This window comes from Sinorhizobium prairiense, from assembly GCF_029201645.2.
Classification (GTDB): domain Bacteria; phylum Pseudomonadota; class Alphaproteobacteria; order Rhizobiales; family Rhizobiaceae; genus Sinorhizobium; species Sinorhizobium meliloti_A.
This window is the reverse complement of sequence record NZ_CP104130.1, coordinates 380,431-397,503: the sequence shown is the minus strand read 5'-3', so window position 1 is coordinate 397,503 and position 17,073 is coordinate 380,431. Positions and strand designations below refer to the sequence as shown.

Here is a 17,073-nt window from a genome sequence, read left to right as displayed (position 1 = left end):
CGCCAATTCTCGCGCTGGGTATGAGACGACGCGATGTACATGCGTCGCCTTTGAAGCGCCAGGCTGGACATGCTGTGGGAACGCACAGTTGCCTCCATCATATCCGCGATCGCCGGCGTCCAGCCTTAAAGAGACTGACCTTCTACTCGCCACCACCGAGCGAGTGGACGAAGACCGCGAGCTCTTTGACCGTCGTGTCGCCAATGCGCGCCGACCAGGCAGGCATAACTCCATTCTTCGGCGCCTTCATCTGATTGATGACCGCTTGCTCACCCTTGCCCTTCAACCATATGGAGTCGGCGAGATTCGGCGCCCCCATCTCCCGGTTTCCGTTCGCATCATCGCCGTGACAGGAGGCGCAGTTTTCCGCAAAAACCTGCTTGCCTTTGTCGACGAGCTCAGGCTTCGACGGGGTCGCGCTAAGGCTCACGACAAAAGCCGCGGCTTGGCGCATCTGCTCCGACGTCAACATGTCGGCAAATGCGGGCATCTCGGAAACTCGCGTCTCGGGATCGCGAGAGTAGCGGATACCATGGGCGATGGTTTGATAGATTTCTTCGGGTTTGCCGCCCCAGAGCCAGTCGTCGTCGTTAAGATTTGGGAAGCCCTTTGCGCCGGCCGCGCCCGAACCATGGCACGGGGCACAGTCTACCTTGAATGCTGAGGCCCCGGCCGAAATCGCAAACTGCTGCAATTGCGGATCCGCAATGATTTCCTCCACCGTGCTCGCAGCGATCCGCTCGTTGTAACCGGCCATTGCCGCTTTGGCGTCTGCCAGATCAGCGCTGACCTGAGCGCGGCTCGAATAACCGAGTACGCCTTTGGTCGTGTCCGTCAGCAGCGGCCAGGAGGGATAGGCCATCGCGTAACCTATCGCCCAGATGATTGTCGTATAGAACGTGTAGACCCACCAGCGCGGCATCGGGTTGTCCAGTTCGCGGATACCGTCCCACTCGTGCCCGGTGGTTTCGATCCCGCTGACCTCGTCCACATGCTTGTGCTTGTCCACCATCAATCAGTCCTCCTTAAGCGGGATGGAGGCGGCCGTTTGAACGGACTTCTTGCGGCCTGGCCGGAAAGTGAACGTGATAACGCCGAGGAAAAAGAGCACCATCGCAAGAAGGCCCCAGGTGTCGGCGAAATGGCGCATCGCCGTATAGGTTTCCATGCCTTTCTCCTCCTCATCGGTAGCCGGCAGCGTCGTCATAGATGGAGAAGTCGACAAGTGTGCCGAGCATCTGGAGATAGGCGATCAGCGCATCCATTTCGGTCAGCTTCCGCGGGTCGCCGTCGAAATCGCCGAACTCCGCTTTGGGGTAGCGGGCTTCGACCCCGGATGTGTCCGCATCTGGATCGGCCTGGGCCTTGAGGTCGGCGACTGCGTTGTCGATCATTTCGTCTGTATAGGGCACGCCGGTCGCTCGGTTGGCCTTAAGTTTCATCGCGACATTCTTCAACTCAAGCGGCGTTGCCTTGAGGAAAGCATAGCTCGGCATGACCGATTCCGGCACGACGGAGCGCGGTTCGGTCATGTGCTGGACGTGCCACTCGTTGGAGTAGCGCTCGCCGACGCGGGCGAGATCCGGGCCTGTTCGCTTCGAGCCCCATTGAAACGGATGATCGTACATCGACTCCGCCGCCAGCGAGTAGTGGCCGTAACGTTCGACCTCGTCCCGAAACGGGCGGATCATTTGGCTGTGACAGACATAGCAGCCCTCGCGGATGTAGATGTCCCGTCCGGCAAGCTCCAGCGGCGAATAGGGCCGCATCCCTTCCACCTTCTCGATCGTGTTCTCGAGGTAGAAAAGCGGCGCGATTTCCACGATGCCGCCGATGGATACGACCAGCAGCGAGGCGACTAGCAGCAGTGTCGCGTTGCGCTCAAGTATCGCGTGTTTGTTAAGAATGCTCATCGGCAGCGCCCTCTTATTCCGCCATGGCCAGGGGCGCAGAACCGATGACCGGACCATCATCGCGGACACGTCCCAGGATCGTCATCGTTACATTGAAGGCCATGAGCACGGCGCCGGAGAGGTAGAAAACGCCGCCGACAGCCCGCATGACATAGTAGGGGAACATGGCAGCGACCGTTTCCGCGAACGAGTAGACCAGAAAGCCCTGGTCGTCGTACTCGCGCCACATCAGGCCTTCCTGGATACCGGCGACCCACATAGTGGCGGCATAGACAACAATGCCGAGAGTCGCGAGCCAGAAGTGCCAGTTGACCATGCGCACGCTGTAAAGCCGCTCGCGGTTCCAGAGCTTCGGCACGAGATAGTAGACAGCACCGAAGGTGATGAGACCGTTCCAGCCGAGCGCTCCCGAATGCACGTGGCCAATCGTCCAGTCGGTATAGTGGCTGAGCGAATTAACCGTCTTGATCGACATCGTCGGTCCTTCGAAGGTCGCCATGCCGTAGAAGGCGACGGCCATGACCATCATGCGGACGACCGGATCGGTGCGGATCTTGTCCCAGGCGCCCGAGAGCGTCATCACGCCATTGATCATGCCGCCCCACGAGGGCATCCACAGCATAATGGAGAAGACCATGCCCAGCGTCTGCGCCCAGTCCGGCAGGGCCGTGTAGTGCAGGTGGTGGGGGCCGGCCCAGATGTACATGAAGATCAGCGCCCAGAAATGAATGATCGACAGGCGGTAGGAAAAGACGGGGCGGTTCACCTGCTTGGGGATGAAGTAGTACATCATCGCAAGGAAGCCCGCGGTCAGGAAGAAGCCGACGGCATTGTGCCCATACCACCACTGCGTCAACGCGTCCTGCACCCCTGAGAAAGCCGAATAGCTCTTAGAGCCGAGGAACGAGACCGGTACGGCGAGATTGTTGACGACGTGCAACAGCGCGATAGTGACGATGAAGGCCAAATAGAACCAGTTCGCGACGTAGATATGCGGTTCCTTTCGCACCACGATGGTGCCGAGGAATGCGACGAGATAGGCAACCCAGACAACGGTCAGCCACAGATCTACATACCATTCCGGCTCTGCATATTCGCGGCCCTGGGTGATGCCTAGGAGATAACCCGTGGCTGCTAGCACGATGAAGAGCTGGTAGCCCCAGAAGACGAACCAGCCGAGATTGCCGCCAAAGAGGCGGGCGCGGCTCGTACGCTGGACGACATAGAAGGAGGTTGCGATCAGAGCGTTGCCGCCGAAGGCGAAGATGACGGCGGAGGTGTGCAGCGGACGGACGCGGCCAAAGTTGAACCACGGCTCCACGTTAAGGTCAGGAAAGGCGAGCTGCAATGCGACGACGACGCCAACGAGGAAGCCGACCACACCCCAGAACACCGTGGCGATGACGCCGTATTTCACAACTTCGTCGAAATATTTGGCTTGACGAGTTAGACCCGCAGCAGCAACCGCACGAAAATCCGTGCGGTGCATAAGCACTAAGGTGCCGCCCAATAGCGCGAAGAACAGTACCCACATATGCGCTTGAAAGAGATGGTCCTGGGCAAAGCCGGCGCCGATCAGCGCCAGGAAGGCGCCGATGGCGAGCGCGATCATCTCGACTGTGTATGTCATGATTGGATCCCCAACTTGTCCTGGCGCTCGCCGGCGCAGGTTCCACACCATATCTGCCGAAGCCTCGCGGAGAATTGTCAGAGGCGGGACTTGCACACCTTGATTCAGATCAAGATCGGGGCGGACCTTCTCGGAGGTCGTTAAGGTGCCCGGGCGGCTCATTTGCGGGAGGAGCGCAGCCATCCACACTCGACCCGCGCCTCTCTGAGGAGCCCCACAGTGTCGCTCAGCCTTCAATTCACAGAACAACAATAACAAGGGCTGGCGCTAAGGCCAGCACCGCAATTCACTCTCAATTGCAGAGCGAACGGAGGGTACCCGGCTTCATGATGTCTATCGCCCTTGAGTCTCGTAACGCGATTATGCTTCGTTCCTTCAGTTTGGCAATGACACGCGATACTGTCTCGATTGTCAGACCGAGATAGTCCGCAATGTCCTGCCGTGACATCGGCAATCTTAGCTGCTGGAGGGCCCCCAGCCGGTTTGAGAGATCTAATAGGAACGCGGCCATCCGCTCCACCGCACATTGCCGGCGGACGACCAAAAGGTGCTCCTGAGCCCGCGCCATACCATCGAGGGCAAGCTCAAGGAGTTCCCGTGAATGCTCCTGCACCGTAGTTTGCCTAAAGGCAGCCAGCGTTGTCTCGGTGACGGCCTCGGCAAAGAAACGATGGGTCGAGCCCGCTTCGAGGCCGAACACCTCCCCTGCAAAGCAAAAGGCTACAATCTGCCTTCGACCGTCGGAGAGGAGACGGTATACACGGACAGTCCCGGTTTCAATCTGGTAGCACTTGGCGACGGTATCGCCTTGGCCATATATTTCTCGGCCAGGCTTGTATGTCGCAACGAGGTGCGGGCCTAGAATTCTTGCCCTTGCGATATTGTCGGGCGCTTCATGGCTCCACTCTGAAGGTCTGGAGGCGGCGTCCATCTCATATCCCCCTATCTTTCGGGGCAAGATTGCCAATTCGCGCCTCGGCGATAAACTCGGTTAATCCACTAAGTGAAACTACTTAGATCGCCCGCCGCCCAGTCGCCTCATATTTTGTCTCTATGAAGCGCGATCCGTTCTAGACCGTTCACTGCGCGCACGAGATCGGAGCCGTTGATCGGTTTCGTCAAAACGATCGTGTCGCCGTGCTCTTTGAACGCCGTCATTCCATCAACGAGTAGGACGACACGGAGATCGGGCCTCTCCAGAAACTTTGCTGTTTGCGGCTCGGACTTCAACATCTCATCGTCGACGATGGTGCAGAGCGCCCGCTTGGCGGAGGCCTCAGCCTTCCACAAAGCGTCGTAGGACTCCGTAAAGTAACCTTCAACCTCCAGCGCGAACGCAAGGGATCGCCGGAGGCCCCGGTCCGCTGCAACGACGACGATGATCCTGGCAACTGACAACTTCGTGTTCCGCGCAATCTGCGTGCATCTGCCCGCAGGTTAAGCGCCATTTGAACGCTTGCGACCCGCAGCCGCATTGCGCCAGATCAATCGGGCGAAGACTATGAAGAGCCGAAACCGGCCGCGATGGCCATGCGCACAAGATGCGGGAGGCTCTTTGCCCTCATTTTTGACATAACGTTCGCGCGGTGCACCTCCACGGTGCGGGGACTAATATCGAGATCGTATGCAATCGTTTTATTGGCGAGACCAGATACTACCGCTGAAAGCACCTGCCGTTCTCTGACGCTGAGTGTGTCAAGACGCGCCTGGACGTCTGTGATCTCGGCGGCCACCGCGGGAGTAGTCAAATGCTCTGATGCCCGTTCGATAGCTTCCACGATCAGCGAGTCCTCGAAAGGCTTTTCAATGAAGTCCAGCGCTCCCGCTTTCATTGCCTCGACTGCCATTGGCACGTCGCCATGTCCCGTGATCACGATGGCGGGCATCTTTATTTTTTGGTTGCCGAGTTTGCGGATGAGACTGACCCCTGACATGTCGGGCATCCTAAGGTCCGTGAGCAGAATTCCTTCGCGAATGTTCGGGGCGAAGTCAAGGAAGGAGGCTGCCGATTCGTGCACTTTTACGGCATAACCGTTCATCGTCAGCATAAAGGCAAGCGACTTGCGAACAGGCTCCTCGTCATCGACAATGTGAACTGTATAATCAGTCATTTCCATCGATCCGCTGCACATAGGCGGGAAGCGTAAACCGGAAGGTAACGCCTCCGGCTGCATTTTGCGAGAAGGTCAACTCGCCGCCATGCGCTTCGACGATACGCTTGGAAATCGAGAGACCAATCCCCATTCCGCTCCGCTTCGTCGTAACGAATGGCTTGAAAAGCTCTCTGCTGATCTCCTCGGGAATTCCAACGCCTGTGTCTTTCACCGTCACCGCGATCTCGCCCGCGCCAGCTGGCATGGTGCGAACAATGAGCTCGCGGCGCTCTACGTGGCGCATCGCCTCTATCGCGTTGCGCATGAGATTGATTAGCACCTGTTGAACTTGGATCCGATCGACCATCACCATTTCGGCACCAGGCAAATACTCGAATACCGTGCGAACGCCATTTTCACGGGAACCGACGAGAGCCAGCGCGCCAGCCTCCTCCACCAGTTTACGGATGTCCTCGGGGGTCTTATCCGTCTCACCTTTCGTGACGAACTCCCTGAGATGCTTGATGATCTGCCCTGCGCGCAGGGATTGGCTCGCCACCTCCTCCAGCGCGCCGCGCATCCGCGTTGCAACGGTGGCGTCCATATCGCGCAACAGCCTCCTACAACCATGAGCATAGTTCGCGATCGCAGATAACGGCTGGTTCAGCTCATGCGCAAGCGTTGAGGCCATTTCGTCTATCTCCTTGAGACGGGCGAGCCTGGCCAATTCCGCCTGGATTTGTTCAAGCCTTGCGGCCGACTCCTCCCGCTCGGTCAGGTCTCTGATGAAGCCGGTGAAGAAGCGCTCGCCCCCGGACCTCATCTCTCCTACAGCGAGTTTCATCGGAAATGTTGATCCGTCTTTCCTCCGCCCGACGATGACGCGGTCGATACCAATGATGCGCTTTTCCTCGGTCCTCATGTATCGCTGCATATATCCGTCGTGTTCATGCCGGTAGGGTTCTGGCATGAGGATGCGGAGGTTTTCGCCGGTGACCTCCTCTTCTGCATAGCCGAACTGCCGCACGGCGGCGGCGTTGAAGGAAACAATCGTACCATCGGCCGCGCTGACAACGGTTGCGTCTGGTACTGTGTCCAGTATGGATCTAAGGTGTGCGTCGCGGGCCTTAACGATAGCCTCTGTCTTGTCGATGGAGCGTCTGCCTGCCTCCAGCACCTCTCCTAGGCATGCAATGAGAAGCACTGCCAAACCGAAAACAACCAACTCGACAAGCCCTGGGTAGGCAACATCCTCGAGCCAATGAACAAACATCGCCGCGCAAATCGAGGTCCCGGCTGCAAGTGCGACTGGCTTCAGCCCGCCGATAATCACGACGATCAGCATACCGGGAATAAACGAGGACAGAACAAGGCTGTCGCCGATGACCGATGACAGCGCTAATCTCAGCCCAAGAATGGCTAGTGGAACCGCAGTCACGATTATGTAGGCTGCGATCCGCTCCCCACGCCATCTGGCAAGCATTTGCTCTAGGCGGACCCTCCAATCGACGCTTTGCGAATGCATTCCTGATCCACCAGAGGATTTGTTGCTGTTGCTGTGCCCAGCCTACTGAACGAGGAGACACCGGAAGCGCACACTGTCTATTCCATAGACTATGCTGCAGTCGTCAGCCATCCCGGGATTGGGGCTATGTTGCCGCACCTCTACCGTCGGGCATAATCCACATGAAGTCGGAATGTCCCTTGCTTTCGATCAATGGGCTACGCGAAGCGCATCGCTATAGTGCGGCACATCGCCATTTAGAGAAGGAACTTCGCATGCAACCAACTCTTGCTGCAAAATACGGCGATGCGCGCCTGCCCCGCTACACCAGCTACCCGACATCGCCGCGATTCTCACCCGGTGTGGACGCCAGCACCTACTCCGACTGGCTTGCCGATCTGCCGCTTGAGAAGCCGGCGTCGCTGTACTTGCACATTCCCTTCTGTCGGTCGATGTGCTGGTACTGCGCCTGTCACACGACGATCACGCGACGCGATCTGCCGATCGACGAATACCTCCACATGCTGCGCAAGGAGATATGCCTCGTATCCGCAAGCACGAAAGCGCCGCTCAACATCGACCATGTGCATTTTGGCGGAGGAACTCCAACAATCATGCGGCCGAAGGAAATGCTGGCATTAATCGAGCTTCTCCACGAGCACTTCGATTTCGCCACTACTGCGCAGATCGCCGTTGAGATCGATCCAAGGACCCTGGAGCAGGAGATGGCGGCGGTTCTTGGAAAAGCAGGCGTCCGTCGTGCAAGCCTTGGGGTGCAAAGCTTCGATCGGGTGGTGCAGAAGGCGATAAATCGAGCACTGAGTGTCGAACAGACGATCAATGCGGTTTCCTACCTGCGCCGAGCGGGGGTCGACAGCATCAATTTCGATCTAATCTATGGACTGCCGCACGAGACGGTTGAATCCTGCATAGAGACGATCAAGTTGGCGCTTGAAATGCAGCCAGACCGCTTCGCCGTTTTCGGCTACGGCCACGTGCCATCGCTCAAGAAGCATCAGCGATTGATCGATGAAAGCGTGCTCGCGAGTGCGGAAGATCGTCTTGCTCAGGCAGAGGCGATTGCGGAAAACCTCGTGGCGGCCGGCTACCGACGCATCGGCCTCGACCACTTCGCCAGGCCGGACGACAGTCTGGCCATTGCGCAGGCAAACGGGCAACTGCACCGCAATTTTCAGGGTTACACCACCGACGCCTGCGAGACGCTTATCGGCTTTGGCGCATCGGCCGTTGGCCGCATGGCAGGCGGATATGTCCAGAACGAGGTACTCCTTAGTGGTTACGCGCAACGGATCGCGTCGGGGCGTTTTGCCACAGTGAAAGGCTACCGCTTGTCGACCGAGGACCGGCTGCGGGCAAACATTATCGAGCGCCTGATGTGCGACTTCCGCGTCGACGTTCCGGCACTCGCCGCCGCGCACGGCTTCGAGCATACCGCCCTTCTAGAACGGAATGAAAGACTCGCCATGCTGGAGAGCGAAGGAATTCTTGAAATCGAGGGCGGGGTCATACGGCTGCGGGAGGAAGCGCGTTTCCTGATCCGTACAGTCGCTGCGGCTTTCGATGCCTACCTGGACGAATCGACGCGGAGCTGCACCAAGGCGGCTTGAAGCTGCGTTAATGAAGAAGACGGCATGGGGTGGGACAACGAATCGACCAAAAGGCTCGTTAGCTTTATAGAGAGATAGACTGCGCTGTTTACCGGCTGCGCTCGGTCATCCGGAAAACGGTCGCATCGTCGAGGACAGTCTCTTGTTCGTTTGGAGCTTCGCTCGGATAGGATCAAGTCTGTCGCGAGCGTGGCCCGAAAGGCGGCGAAGAACAACTGGGATGCGGAAGAAGCACTGTCGCAATGCCGAGATCTCATCGGGTCCCGTGTGGTCCTGCAACAATGTTGAGCACGTCCATCGGTTCGTTTAACTCTTGAAGGAGGCGCTGCCTTCCCCTCCCGAAAGGATCGAAGTTCAAGATCAGATCGCCAGGCCGAAGGCGACCGGTTATAGAGCAGTTCATGTGAACTTTTGCATCGAGGTCGAAGGTGTCAGTCAGACTTTTTCGCGAGACTTCATACCTGCGAAGTACAGGTGTGGTCCCCCGGTGGGCCGAAATTTCACACGACGACATCTACAAGGTGAACGGAGTGGCCGAAGACCTTAGAGGGCGCCTGTTCGACCTGCTACAGCTCTCGCTGCCGCTGATTCGACTGCAAGCGCAATCCGTGAGCGCGTGGCCACCAGCCCCTCAGGCGATAGCTTAAGCCTTATAGGGTGGCGACAAATGGTCTGGTTCATTTGTTCAGCCGAACATTCGGTAGAAGTCCACGGACGATCTCGTTCGAGAGGCCAGCATCCTCGCGAGAGAGCTCGATCTGAAAACACGCTTACCCAGCATGGCCTTGAGGACATGGCATTCAGGACAGAGCAGCTTCTGCCCACGCGGCCGACGTGCCAGAGTCGGATATCGAGTGAGGAGATTTTCTGCTGCTGTTGGCGCGGCCAACGGCGGTGACGACTGGGCTATTTCGGAAGTGTCGCGGCTTTCCCAACGTGAAGTGAAATCGTCCGAACAACGTCAGAAGAGTTAGAAATATGATCGTGCGAGCGGTCCGATATATTCGACTCTAAAGCCATCCATCCGCGCTTTTCGGATAAAGGCGTTCGCTTCGGCAAGACCAGTCTCGAACGCCTGCCCCTCTTGAGTGTTCCTAACGAAGTTAGTCTCGAACCATCGGCTTGCTCTACGCGAAAGAACACTAGAGCGGGATGCGTTTAGGTTCGGTCATATCCAGCTTCCTTGAAATAGCTTGCGCATTCCTGCGGAGTGATGGTCTGCAGGATCGTCCGCAGTTCATCGCAGATGGCTTCGGTTGATCTGGCTTGCGCCTCGCGCAGCCAGTGCTTGATCTTGGCGAAGAGCTTTTCGATGGGATTGAGATCGGGGGAATATTTCGGCAGGAAGAGCAAGCGGGCGCCGGCGTTGCGGATGGCGGTGCGGATCGCCGCGGCCTTGTGCGAGCCGAGATTGTCCATGACGACGACGTCGCCGGCTTTGAGTTCCGGCACCAGCACCTTCTCGACATAGATGCGGAACCGTTCGCCGTTGATCGGGCCATCGAGGAGGAAGGGGGCGCTGACGCGATCGGCCCTGAGCGCGGCGACGAAGGTCATGGTGTTCCAGTGACCGAAGGGGGCGTGGCCCAACAGCCGTTCGCCGCGCGGCGCCCAGCCCCTGAGCGGCGCCATGTTCGTCTTCGTCCAGGTCTCATCGATGAAGACCAGGCGGGATGGATCGATCCGGTGGCGATGCTTCAGCCATCGTGCCCGGTGGCGGGCGACGTCGGGCCGCTCCCGTTCGCTGGCGACCAGCGTCTTTTTTATAACTCAACCCCTCCTCATGCACGAACGTCCAGACGGCGCGGTAATCGACCGTCACGCCGCGCTCGGCCAATTCCGCCACAAGCCCGCGCAGTGTGAAGGCACGGTCGCGGCAACGCCAAAGCAGCCAATCCCGGTGCGGACCGGAAAGCACCCGCGGCTTGTGTCCGCCCATCTGGCCGGGGCCGAAACTGCCCGTCTCGCGAAAGCGCCGCACCCAGTCAATGGCGGTGCTGATGCCAATGCCAAAGCGTTGGGCCGCCGCCCGGCACGACAGGCCGTCGCGCGTCACCGCGCCAACGACACGCGCGCGAAGATCATCGGAAAAGGGTTTCGCCATCCAGGCCGGCCTCCCTTACCGGCCCAAATGATGAATCTGATTTGCGCCCAAAAGGGAATCCCTTCCCGACTCCGCCTAAACGCATACCGCTCTAATGCGCCATTTTCGCGCCTCCTTTCTTTCGATGCGGAAATCCGCCGCCGCAGAGGCCGCGTCGGTCAGTTCCACCGTGCCCGCCTTGCCAGGTGTAAAACCTCCATGTGCCTGCGCCATAATCACGCTCCTCCTCTTGCTAGAATCCGGCTAGGCCTGCCCTCCCTTGCGGTTTGTCAAAAAATTGCTGTCGCTGTGACAAAACCTCCGCTTTACAAAAGCACCCGCATTGATCTCCATGCGTCGGCGCCGGTCTTTGCGCGAAATCAATTTTTCCGATAAATACACGTCGTTGGGTCGGGCCAACGGTTCCTCTCACTACCAGGGAAAGGTTTCAGTTTGAAGACACGCTACATTATCGATGAGACCTTGATCCGGTGCGCCTCCACGCCTCGGTAGGTTCCCTGCCGGACCTACTTTTTGTAATAGGCCATCGCCTAGGCTTTCGGAGATTTTAATTCGGATGTCGCTTCGTTAGAGCACAGCGGGCGGCCCGCTCTGATCGCGGGAAAATGTACCCCAAAGTTCCGGCGATGTAGGATTTCGGCGGTGTATACGTCTGAATCGACAACCGCTGCGCAGCCACGATCACACTTTCGACTAGCGGCAGCTGTGGCGGCACCCCCTCCTCATGTGACATCGAACCGCTCAAGCATCCTCTTGAGCTGCAAGTTCTGTGCATAAAGCTGTTCAGCCAGCAGTCTCTTTAGTCGCTTGTTCTCTGCATCAAGGGCGGCCAGATCCTCCAACGAGGTCGCATTGTCAGCGGTCGCGGATTGCCCATTTTGACGCTCGTTCGGACGGGTCGAACTAGACGCGATCGCCCGGGCGGGTGCATGCTTGGCGCGCCTTCGAGAAGGGCCCCTTGATGTTGCTTGCGGCCCCGACACCGGCTGGGTCTCATCTACCACTGCAATAGGCTTGTCAGGCAGACGCTCGGCCTCACGCCGCTTTTGTTCTTCAGTTCCTGCGGCATCGGCCAGCGGCACCGCTTCTGCTGCAACGTCGACATTGCCGGGGTGTTCGGTTGCAGAACCAACATCGACCTGCTGAGGCATCAAGTCTCCACCTGCACCAGGCGTGACAGGTACTTCAGTTGAATTGAACAGATGGGACGATTCTTCTTCTACTGCGCGAGCCAGAGCCTTGAGGTCGGTGTCCCCCAAATTGAGTTCGTCCTGGCCCTCGGCTGTCGACGCCCCGACTTGAATTCGACGACGAAGTTCCGTTGTGGCACTTTCATATACCCTGAACCCTAAGCATCCCTAAGAAACCAAACCCAATCGGCGCCACTGCGCTCCTGGCCGCGGACCCATATATCTCCTCGCCTCGCGCTTCAACTGCCTAGCGCGCGAGCCGCGGGAACATTTGCGTGACTAATCGCCCGTCATGGACAAATTCAAGCCGGGAGTGACGGGCCTGCGCAGTCCTAGATCGGCTTAGTCCAGTCCGAGCCTTTTGCGCAGGTCGGCATTTTCCGCTCGCAACTTTTCCGCCAGAAGTTTGCGGAGCCTTTCGTTTTCCTCTTCCAGTCGAACGAAATCTGCTAGCTCGTCGTCGCCTGCCAGAACGGCCTTCTCGGGCTTTTGCTCAGCGGGCTTTGCGGTCCGTTTCCACTGATAGTAGGTTTGCTCCGATATGCCGGCGCTTTTGATGGCGTCTTTAAGTGTGCTTTTACCTGCGGTGACTTGCGTCTCGATCAGCTTGAGCTTCTCGGTTTTCTCTTGTTCGCCATACCTTCTGGCCTTAGCGGCCGGCGCCTTCGATTGAGCGCGAACTGGTTCGGCAGCCGTCTTCTGGCTTTTTGGCGACTTCTGCTTCTTACCCGTTGGCGCTTTCACTTCAGCATTCGTCTCTGCAACTGCAGAAACTGGTCCTGTGTTACTCTCGTCAGCCATCCTGAACCCTCCTTAGCCATCACCTGTTTTGGGCTGAGTGAACTACAGAGTCAACAGACGGTCAAACTCCTACTTATTGCATACTTAATCTTGGGCCTCTGCCGCCACACAATGTCGCAAGAAGAATTTTCGACTTCGCAATTGGAACGCCATGTCTCACCTTGATCGCCTTCGTCTGCTGTTGCAGGCCGCCGTGAAGTGCCGTCCACTTCCGGTATGGTCGGCCAGTGGACTGAGAAACAGCAGCGCCGATCTCGATGATCATGTCCTTGCGCTGGTTGAGGCGGATGGTTCGGCGTCGACGACAACGCCTCTCAGGGGCAACTCGGGGCGCATAGTCGCAGTGACGGAGCGCACCTCGAGCTTTTTGGGATGCGCTACCGGCTGTCGCCTGGAGTTGCCGCACGATCTCATCTTCGTTCAGTGCGGTCGAGGGCTGAGGTGCACCCCCGACGAACAAGTCGCCTTCGCCCGTGCTGCCTCGTTCGTAACAAACAGATCGAATTGCTGCTTGATCCTGCTAACTCATATTCATGGCTCAAATCGACTTTTAGAGACTGCGTTATCCCTCCCGGTTCGCTATATAGCATCCGTCCCAGCAACCAGGAGAATTCATGGAAACCGTGGAAATCAGCAGCCGTAGTGAGTTTGCCCTGTGGGCAATCCAACGCGCGCAGGAGATTGTGACGTCGGAGGGCGCGGCGTTTGCCATGGCCGCTCGTGACATGAACGAAGAAGCGGTGATGGATACTGCAGTGACGCTTGGCAAGGCCATCAGTGACGCGTTGTTGGAAGTGTTTGATGGCCTAACGGGTAATACGTGATCGTTTCGCGTCGCCAGAGGGCTGAAGCTCCATGACAACTCGCTTGCCTCATGCGGCGAGCTGTGATGCCATCGCTCGGCGCGCTTCCGTGCTCGGAGTACACAAGGATGGGAAGCGTGTCGGACTCTGGCAACGCGAAAGATATCGACAGGTCGAGACAAAGAAAAAGATGGTAGTCTGTCAAAAAAGACAAACCAGGTCTGTCCCCGCCTTCCTTCCGACCGAAATACCTGCACGCTGAGCGAATCTGAACGAATTGCAAACAAAGGAGACTACGTTGAGCGAATCGAGTTCGGAGAATGAGGAACGGAGGCTTGAGTTGACGAGCCGAATCGTGGCCGCTTATCTGAGCCGCAATGCAGTTCCTGCCGCGGATTTGCCTAACCTTATTGAGCGGACGTATTCCTCACTGAGCAGCACATCTCAGCCAGACAAGGCCGAAACTGTTGTTGTAGAACGTCGCCCCGCCATTCCAATCAAGAAGTCGGTGACACCCGAGTTCATCGTCTGCCTCGAGGATGGCCGCAAGTTCAAATCGCTGAGGCGGCACCTGATGGCAAAGTACGGGCTCACACCGGAGCAATATCGTGCAAAGTGGGATCTTCCCGCTGACTACCCGATGATTGCTCCTGACTATGCTCGGCGACGTTCCGCGCTCGCGCGTGCGGCAGGCTTAGGCAAGAAACGGCGGGCACCGAGTTAGAACCTGCCGCTTCGTCTGGCAAGAGATCGGCCTGAGGCGTTGCGGAACCCCTCTCTCAAAGAGGCTGTGAACCTGTTGGACAACTTGCGCGGCTGCCTAGTGGTTCTATCCTTTTGGATTGCGGATTCAATCCCACGTTGGATTATGCCGCGGAGCTTTGGCGCGTTGCAGCCTCTGGTGTTAGGAAGCATACAATCCTGCCAAACTGAGCGCCTACCGACGATCGTGCGTGCCGCCGGATTCCTGATTACGCTAGAAATCCGGCCACGCTTCGGCGGGGGGCGGCCGCAGATAGCAGCGCGGCGCAACCGTTTCCGTGACGATCTCAACAGTGGCGCGCGGGACTCACATCCGCGCGCGGACGGCCTGCTTGATCGCTGCGGCCCCGCTTTGTAGGTTTCACCGGAACCGCGAACTCGTGGCGGGGTCGTGCTGGTCTGTCTGCCGGTCGCCTCGACGGCGCACCTTGTTGTAAATTGCAGCGCCGAGGCTATCGGCGCTGGCACCGAGACAGGGGCGCGCCGCGAGATCGTTTTCAGATACTGTTTTCGATCGCGCTCTGGAACTGATCACCTCGGCAATATCAATTCCAAACCGCTGATCACCGGCGCTATTCCTTCAGCCACAGCGTCGCCGCTCTTGAGCGGGCGGATCGCCCACGGTCAATTCAATTAGCTACTCTAATGGAGCGTTACCGACACATCGATAAATCTTGATCGGTATGACCTGATAGGAAACTAAGCATCCGCAAGCTCCTACGGCGGCCCCGCAAGGCTGCGGCGTCACAGCGCCCATGGACTCCCGACTTCGTCCGTTTTCGACCTGATGATCATTCGACAGTTACCGATTTTGCGAGATTGCGCGGCTGGTCGACATCGGTGCCCAACAAGACAGCCGTGTGGTAGGCGAGCAACTGTATCGGTAGCGAGAAGATCATCGGCGCAATGATCTCATCGACATTTGGAAGTGCGAGTGTGTGCATCGTGCCGAGTTTCGCGATGGCAGCGCCTTTCTCGTCAGTGATCAGGATGATCCGTGCGCCGCGGGCCGCCACCTCCTGCATGTTGGAGACGGTCTTGTCAAAAAAGCGGTCGTGGGGCGCAATCACGATCACCGGTATGTTCTCGTCGACGAGAGCAATCGGACCATGTTTCAGTTCGCCGGCAGCATAGCCTTCCGCGTGGATGTAGGAAATCTCCTTGAGCTTAAGAGCACCCTCCACAGCCAAAGGGAAGCTGGTGCCTCGGCCCAGATAGAGTGCGTCGCGGCACTTCGCCAGTTCACGTGACAGTAATTGGACCTCTGGGTGGATACTGTTGAGTACCTGCCTCATGATGCGCGGCATGTTGGCGAGGCTGGTGACGTACGCCTGTTCCTCTTGTTCGCTGATAGTTCCGCGCGCTCTGGCAGCAGCAAGCGCGAGCGCGGCGAGGACGGCCAGTTGGCAAGTGAAGGCCTTGGTCGAGGCGACGCCAACCTCGGGACCGGCCAGGATCGGGAACACAGCGTCGGACTCTCGCGCAATCGTCGACTCGCGGGCGTTGACGATGGCACCGATCTTGAGACCTTGCTCCTTGCAATAGCGCAGCGACGCCAATGTGTCGGCGGTCTCGCCCGACTGCGAGATGAAGAGAGCGGCCGACTGCGGCGAGAGCGGGATTTCACGATACCGGAATTCGGACGCGACATCGATCTCGACCGGCAGGCGCGCATAGCGCTCGAACCAGTACTTACCAATCAGCCCGGCCAGATAGGCCGTGCCGCAGGCTGAAATTGCCAGGCGTGGGATCTTGGCGAAGTCGATGTCGTTCCAAACCGGCACCACCCGATTTTCGTTGAAGTTTATATAATGGCTGAGCGCGTGGGAGATGACCTCCGGCTGCTCATAGATTTCCTTCTCCATGAAGTGACGATGGTTCCCCTTGTCGACCATAGAAGCGGCGTTCGAGAAAACCTGACGCGGCCGGTCAGCGACATTGCCGTCGTTATCAAAGATATGGACACCGGTCTTGCCGATGATCGCCCAGTCGCCATCGACGAGATAAGTGATTTCATCGGTAAAGGGCGCGAGCGCAATGGCGTCGGAGCCGAGGAACATTTCGCCATCGCCGTGACCGATCGCCAGCGGCGGGCCATTACGGGCTGCCATGATAGTCAACGGATCATCTTCGAAAAGGACAGCCAGTGCATAGGCGCCCCTTAGCCGCCTCAGCGTCGCAAACATCGCCTCGCGCCGTCCAAAGCCATCGCGGCGAAATCTGGCGAGGAGATGCGCGACGACCTCGGTGTCGGTCTCCGTGTCGAACTCGGCGCCGGCCGCGGCCAGTTCGTCCTTCATCTCAGCAAAATTCTCGATGATGCCGTTGTGTACGACTGCGATACCGTCGGTGAAATGTGGGTGGGCATTACGTTCGGTCGGTGCGCCATGGGTCGCCCAGCGTGTATGGCCTATGCCGATGGTGCCGGCCAGGGGCTGTTCTTTCAGCCTTGCCTCGAGATTGACGAGCTTGCCTTGCGCCCGCCGGCGATCGAGCGCTCCACCGTGGATCGTCGCGACGCCGGCCGAATCGTAGCCGCGATATTCCAGGCGCCTCAATGCACCGACCAGCCGTTCGGAGACCGGCTGCTGCCCGACGATGCCTACAATCCCGCACATATTGCTCTTCGCGTTCCTTCTACACCG

14 protein-coding genes and 2 pseudogenes are annotated in these 17,073 nt (G+C 58.3%); 3 read left to right on the top strand and 13 right to left on the bottom strand.

Annotated elements, in window-relative coordinates:
- Positions 1 to 142: 142 nt before the first annotated feature.
- From ccoP to fixL, 8 genes are all read right to left on the bottom strand, one after another.
- The gene (gene ccoP / locus N0Q91_RS01935; protein ID WP_275596124.1) at positions 143 to 1,012 is read right to left on the bottom strand and encodes a cytochrome-c oxidase, cbb3-type subunit III; all 870 of its coding nucleotides are present in this window, start codon (positions 1,010 to 1,012) and stop codon (positions 143 to 145) included.
- A gap of 3 nt (positions 1,013 to 1,015) precedes the next feature.
- Positions 1,016 to 1,168, bottom strand: a complete 153-nt coding sequence (locus tag N0Q91_RS01930) for a cbb3-type cytochrome c oxidase subunit 3 (protein WP_085026062.1) — start codon at positions 1,166 to 1,168, stop codon at positions 1,016 to 1,018.
- A gap of 13 nt (positions 1,169 to 1,181) precedes the next feature.
- The gene (ccoO, locus tag N0Q91_RS01925; RefSeq protein ID WP_085034713.1) at positions 1,182 to 1,913 is read right to left on the bottom strand and encodes a cytochrome-c oxidase, cbb3-type subunit II; all 732 of its coding nucleotides are present in this window, start codon (positions 1,911 to 1,913) and stop codon (positions 1,182 to 1,184) included.
- 13 nt (positions 1,914 to 1,926) lie between these two features.
- On the bottom strand, positions 1,927 to 3,543 hold the full coding sequence (gene ccoN / locus N0Q91_RS01920; protein WP_275596123.1) for a cytochrome-c oxidase, cbb3-type subunit I: 1,617 nt from the start codon (positions 3,541 to 3,543) through the stop codon (positions 1,927 to 1,929).
- A gap of 292 nt (positions 3,544 to 3,835) precedes the next feature.
- The gene (locus N0Q91_RS01915) at positions 3,836 to 4,474 is read right to left on the bottom strand and encodes a helix-turn-helix domain-containing protein (protein WP_275596122.1); all 639 of its coding nucleotides are present in this window, start codon (positions 4,472 to 4,474) and stop codon (positions 3,836 to 3,838) included.
- Positions 4,475 to 4,581: 107 nt separating this feature from the next.
- The gene (locus N0Q91_RS01910) at positions 4,582 to 4,941 is read right to left on the bottom strand and encodes a transcriptional regulator (protein WP_275596121.1); all 360 of its coding nucleotides are present in this window, start codon (positions 4,939 to 4,941) and stop codon (positions 4,582 to 4,584) included.
- Positions 4,942 to 5,042: 101 nt separating this feature from the next.
- Positions 5,043 to 5,654: a response regulator FixJ gene (gene fixJ / locus N0Q91_RS01905; RefSeq protein WP_275596120.1), complete on the bottom strand. Its 612-nt coding sequence runs from the start codon at positions 5,652 to 5,654 to the stop codon at positions 5,043 to 5,045.
- Positions 5,647 to 7,161 (bottom strand): oxygen sensor histidine kinase FixL, encoded by a 1,515-nt coding sequence (gene fixL / locus N0Q91_RS01900; protein ID WP_275596119.1) that lies wholly within the window; start codon positions 7,159 to 7,161, stop codon positions 5,647 to 5,649. Before fixL ends, fixJ begins: the two co-directional genes overlap by 8 nt.
- A 254-nt stretch (positions 7,162 to 7,415) precedes the next feature.
- Here fixL and hemN point away from each other — a divergent pair, with 254 nt between their 5' ends.
- Complete coding sequence (gene hemN, locus N0Q91_RS01895; RefSeq protein ID WP_275596118.1) at positions 7,416 to 8,768, top strand: oxygen-independent coproporphyrinogen III oxidase; 1,353 nt, start codon at positions 7,416 to 7,418, stop codon at positions 8,766 to 8,768.
- Positions 8,769 to 9,738: 970 nt separating this feature from the next.
- Here the strand turns inward: hemN and N0Q91_RS01890 are convergent.
- The 4 genes and pseudogenes from N0Q91_RS01890 to N0Q91_RS01875 form a co-directional block, all read right to left on the bottom strand.
- Positions 9,739 to 9,918: pseudogene (locus N0Q91_RS01890) on the bottom strand (hypothetical protein); the annotation flags it as partial.
- A gap of 8 nt (positions 9,919 to 9,926) precedes the next feature.
- Positions 9,927 to 10,872 (bottom strand): IS630 family transposase gene (locus N0Q91_RS01885; protein WP_275596117.1). Its coding sequence is split into 2 segments (ribosomal slippage): positions 9,927 to 10,532 and positions 10,534 to 10,872, totalling 945 coding nucleotides; the frame shifts between segments, so codons are not numbered across the junction.
- Positions 10,873 to 11,594: 722 nt separating this feature from the next.
- Positions 11,595 to 12,208, bottom strand: a pseudogene (locus N0Q91_RS01880) (hypothetical protein).
- 196 nt (positions 12,209 to 12,404) lie between these two features.
- Complete coding sequence (locus N0Q91_RS01875; protein ID WP_275596116.1) at positions 12,405 to 12,863, bottom strand: transposase; 459 nt, start codon at positions 12,861 to 12,863, stop codon at positions 12,405 to 12,407.
- Positions 12,864 to 13,477: 614 nt separating this feature from the next.
- On the opposite strand from N0Q91_RS01875, the gene N0Q91_RS01870 reads away from it, so the two are divergent.
- Both N0Q91_RS01870 and N0Q91_RS01865 read left to right on the top strand, forming a co-directional pair.
- The gene (locus N0Q91_RS01870) at positions 13,478 to 13,687 is read left to right on the top strand and encodes a hypothetical protein (RefSeq protein WP_085026051.1); all 210 of its coding nucleotides are present in this window, start codon (positions 13,478 to 13,480) and stop codon (positions 13,685 to 13,687) included.
- A gap of 277 nt (positions 13,688 to 13,964) precedes the next feature.
- Positions 13,965 to 14,390 (top strand): Ros/MucR family transcriptional regulator, encoded by a 426-nt coding sequence (locus tag N0Q91_RS01865; protein WP_275596115.1) that lies wholly within the window; start codon positions 13,965 to 13,967, stop codon positions 14,388 to 14,390.
- Between the two features lie 829 nt (positions 14,391 to 15,219).
- Here the strand turns inward: N0Q91_RS01865 and glmS are convergent.
- The gene (glmS, locus tag N0Q91_RS01860; RefSeq protein WP_275596114.1) at positions 15,220 to 17,046 is read right to left on the bottom strand and encodes a glutamine--fructose-6-phosphate transaminase (isomerizing); all 1,827 of its coding nucleotides are present in this window, start codon (positions 17,044 to 17,046) and stop codon (positions 15,220 to 15,222) included.
- Between the last annotated feature and the right edge of the window lie 27 nt (positions 17,047 to 17,073).

Excerpts from the sequence above, each read along its gene's own strand:
- ccoO (WP_085034713.1), bottom strand. The coding sequence starts at position 1,913 with ATGAGCATTCTTAACAAACACGCGATACTTGAGCGCAACGCGACACTG.
- N0Q91_RS01875 (WP_275596116.1), bottom strand. The coding sequence starts at position 12,863 with ATGGCTGACGAGAGTAACACAGGACCAGTTTCTGCAGTTGCAGAGACG.
- glmS (WP_275596114.1), bottom strand. The coding sequence starts at position 17,046 with ATGTGCGGGATTGTAGGCATCGTCGGGCAGCAGCCGGTCTCCGAACGG.
- hemN (WP_275596118.1), top strand. The coding sequence starts at position 7,416 with ATGCAACCAACTCTTGCTGCAAAATACGGCGATGCGCGCCTGCCCCGC.
- fixL (WP_275596119.1), bottom strand. The coding sequence starts at position 7,161 with ATGCATTCGCAAAGCGTCGATTGGAGGGTCCGCCTAGAGCAAATGCTT.
- N0Q91_RS01915 (WP_275596122.1), bottom strand. The coding sequence starts at position 4,474 with ATGGACGCCGCCTCCAGACCTTCAGAGTGGAGCCATGAAGCGCCCGAC.
- fixJ (WP_275596120.1), bottom strand. The coding sequence starts at position 5,654 with ATGACTGATTATACAGTTCACATTGTCGATGACGAGGAGCCTGTTCGC.
- ccoP (WP_275596124.1), bottom strand. The coding sequence starts at position 1,012 with ATGGTGGACAAGCACAAGCATGTGGACGAGGTCAGCGGGATCGAAACC.
- N0Q91_RS01870 (WP_085026051.1), top strand. The coding sequence starts at position 13,478 with ATGGAAACCGTGGAAATCAGCAGCCGTAGTGAGTTTGCCCTGTGGGCA.
- ccoN (WP_275596123.1), bottom strand. The coding sequence starts at position 3,543 with ATGACATACACAGTCGAGATGATCGCGCTCGCCATCGGCGCCTTCCTG.
- N0Q91_RS01930 (WP_085026062.1), bottom strand. The coding sequence starts at position 1,168 with ATGGAAACCTATACGGCGATGCGCCATTTCGCCGACACCTGGGGCCTT.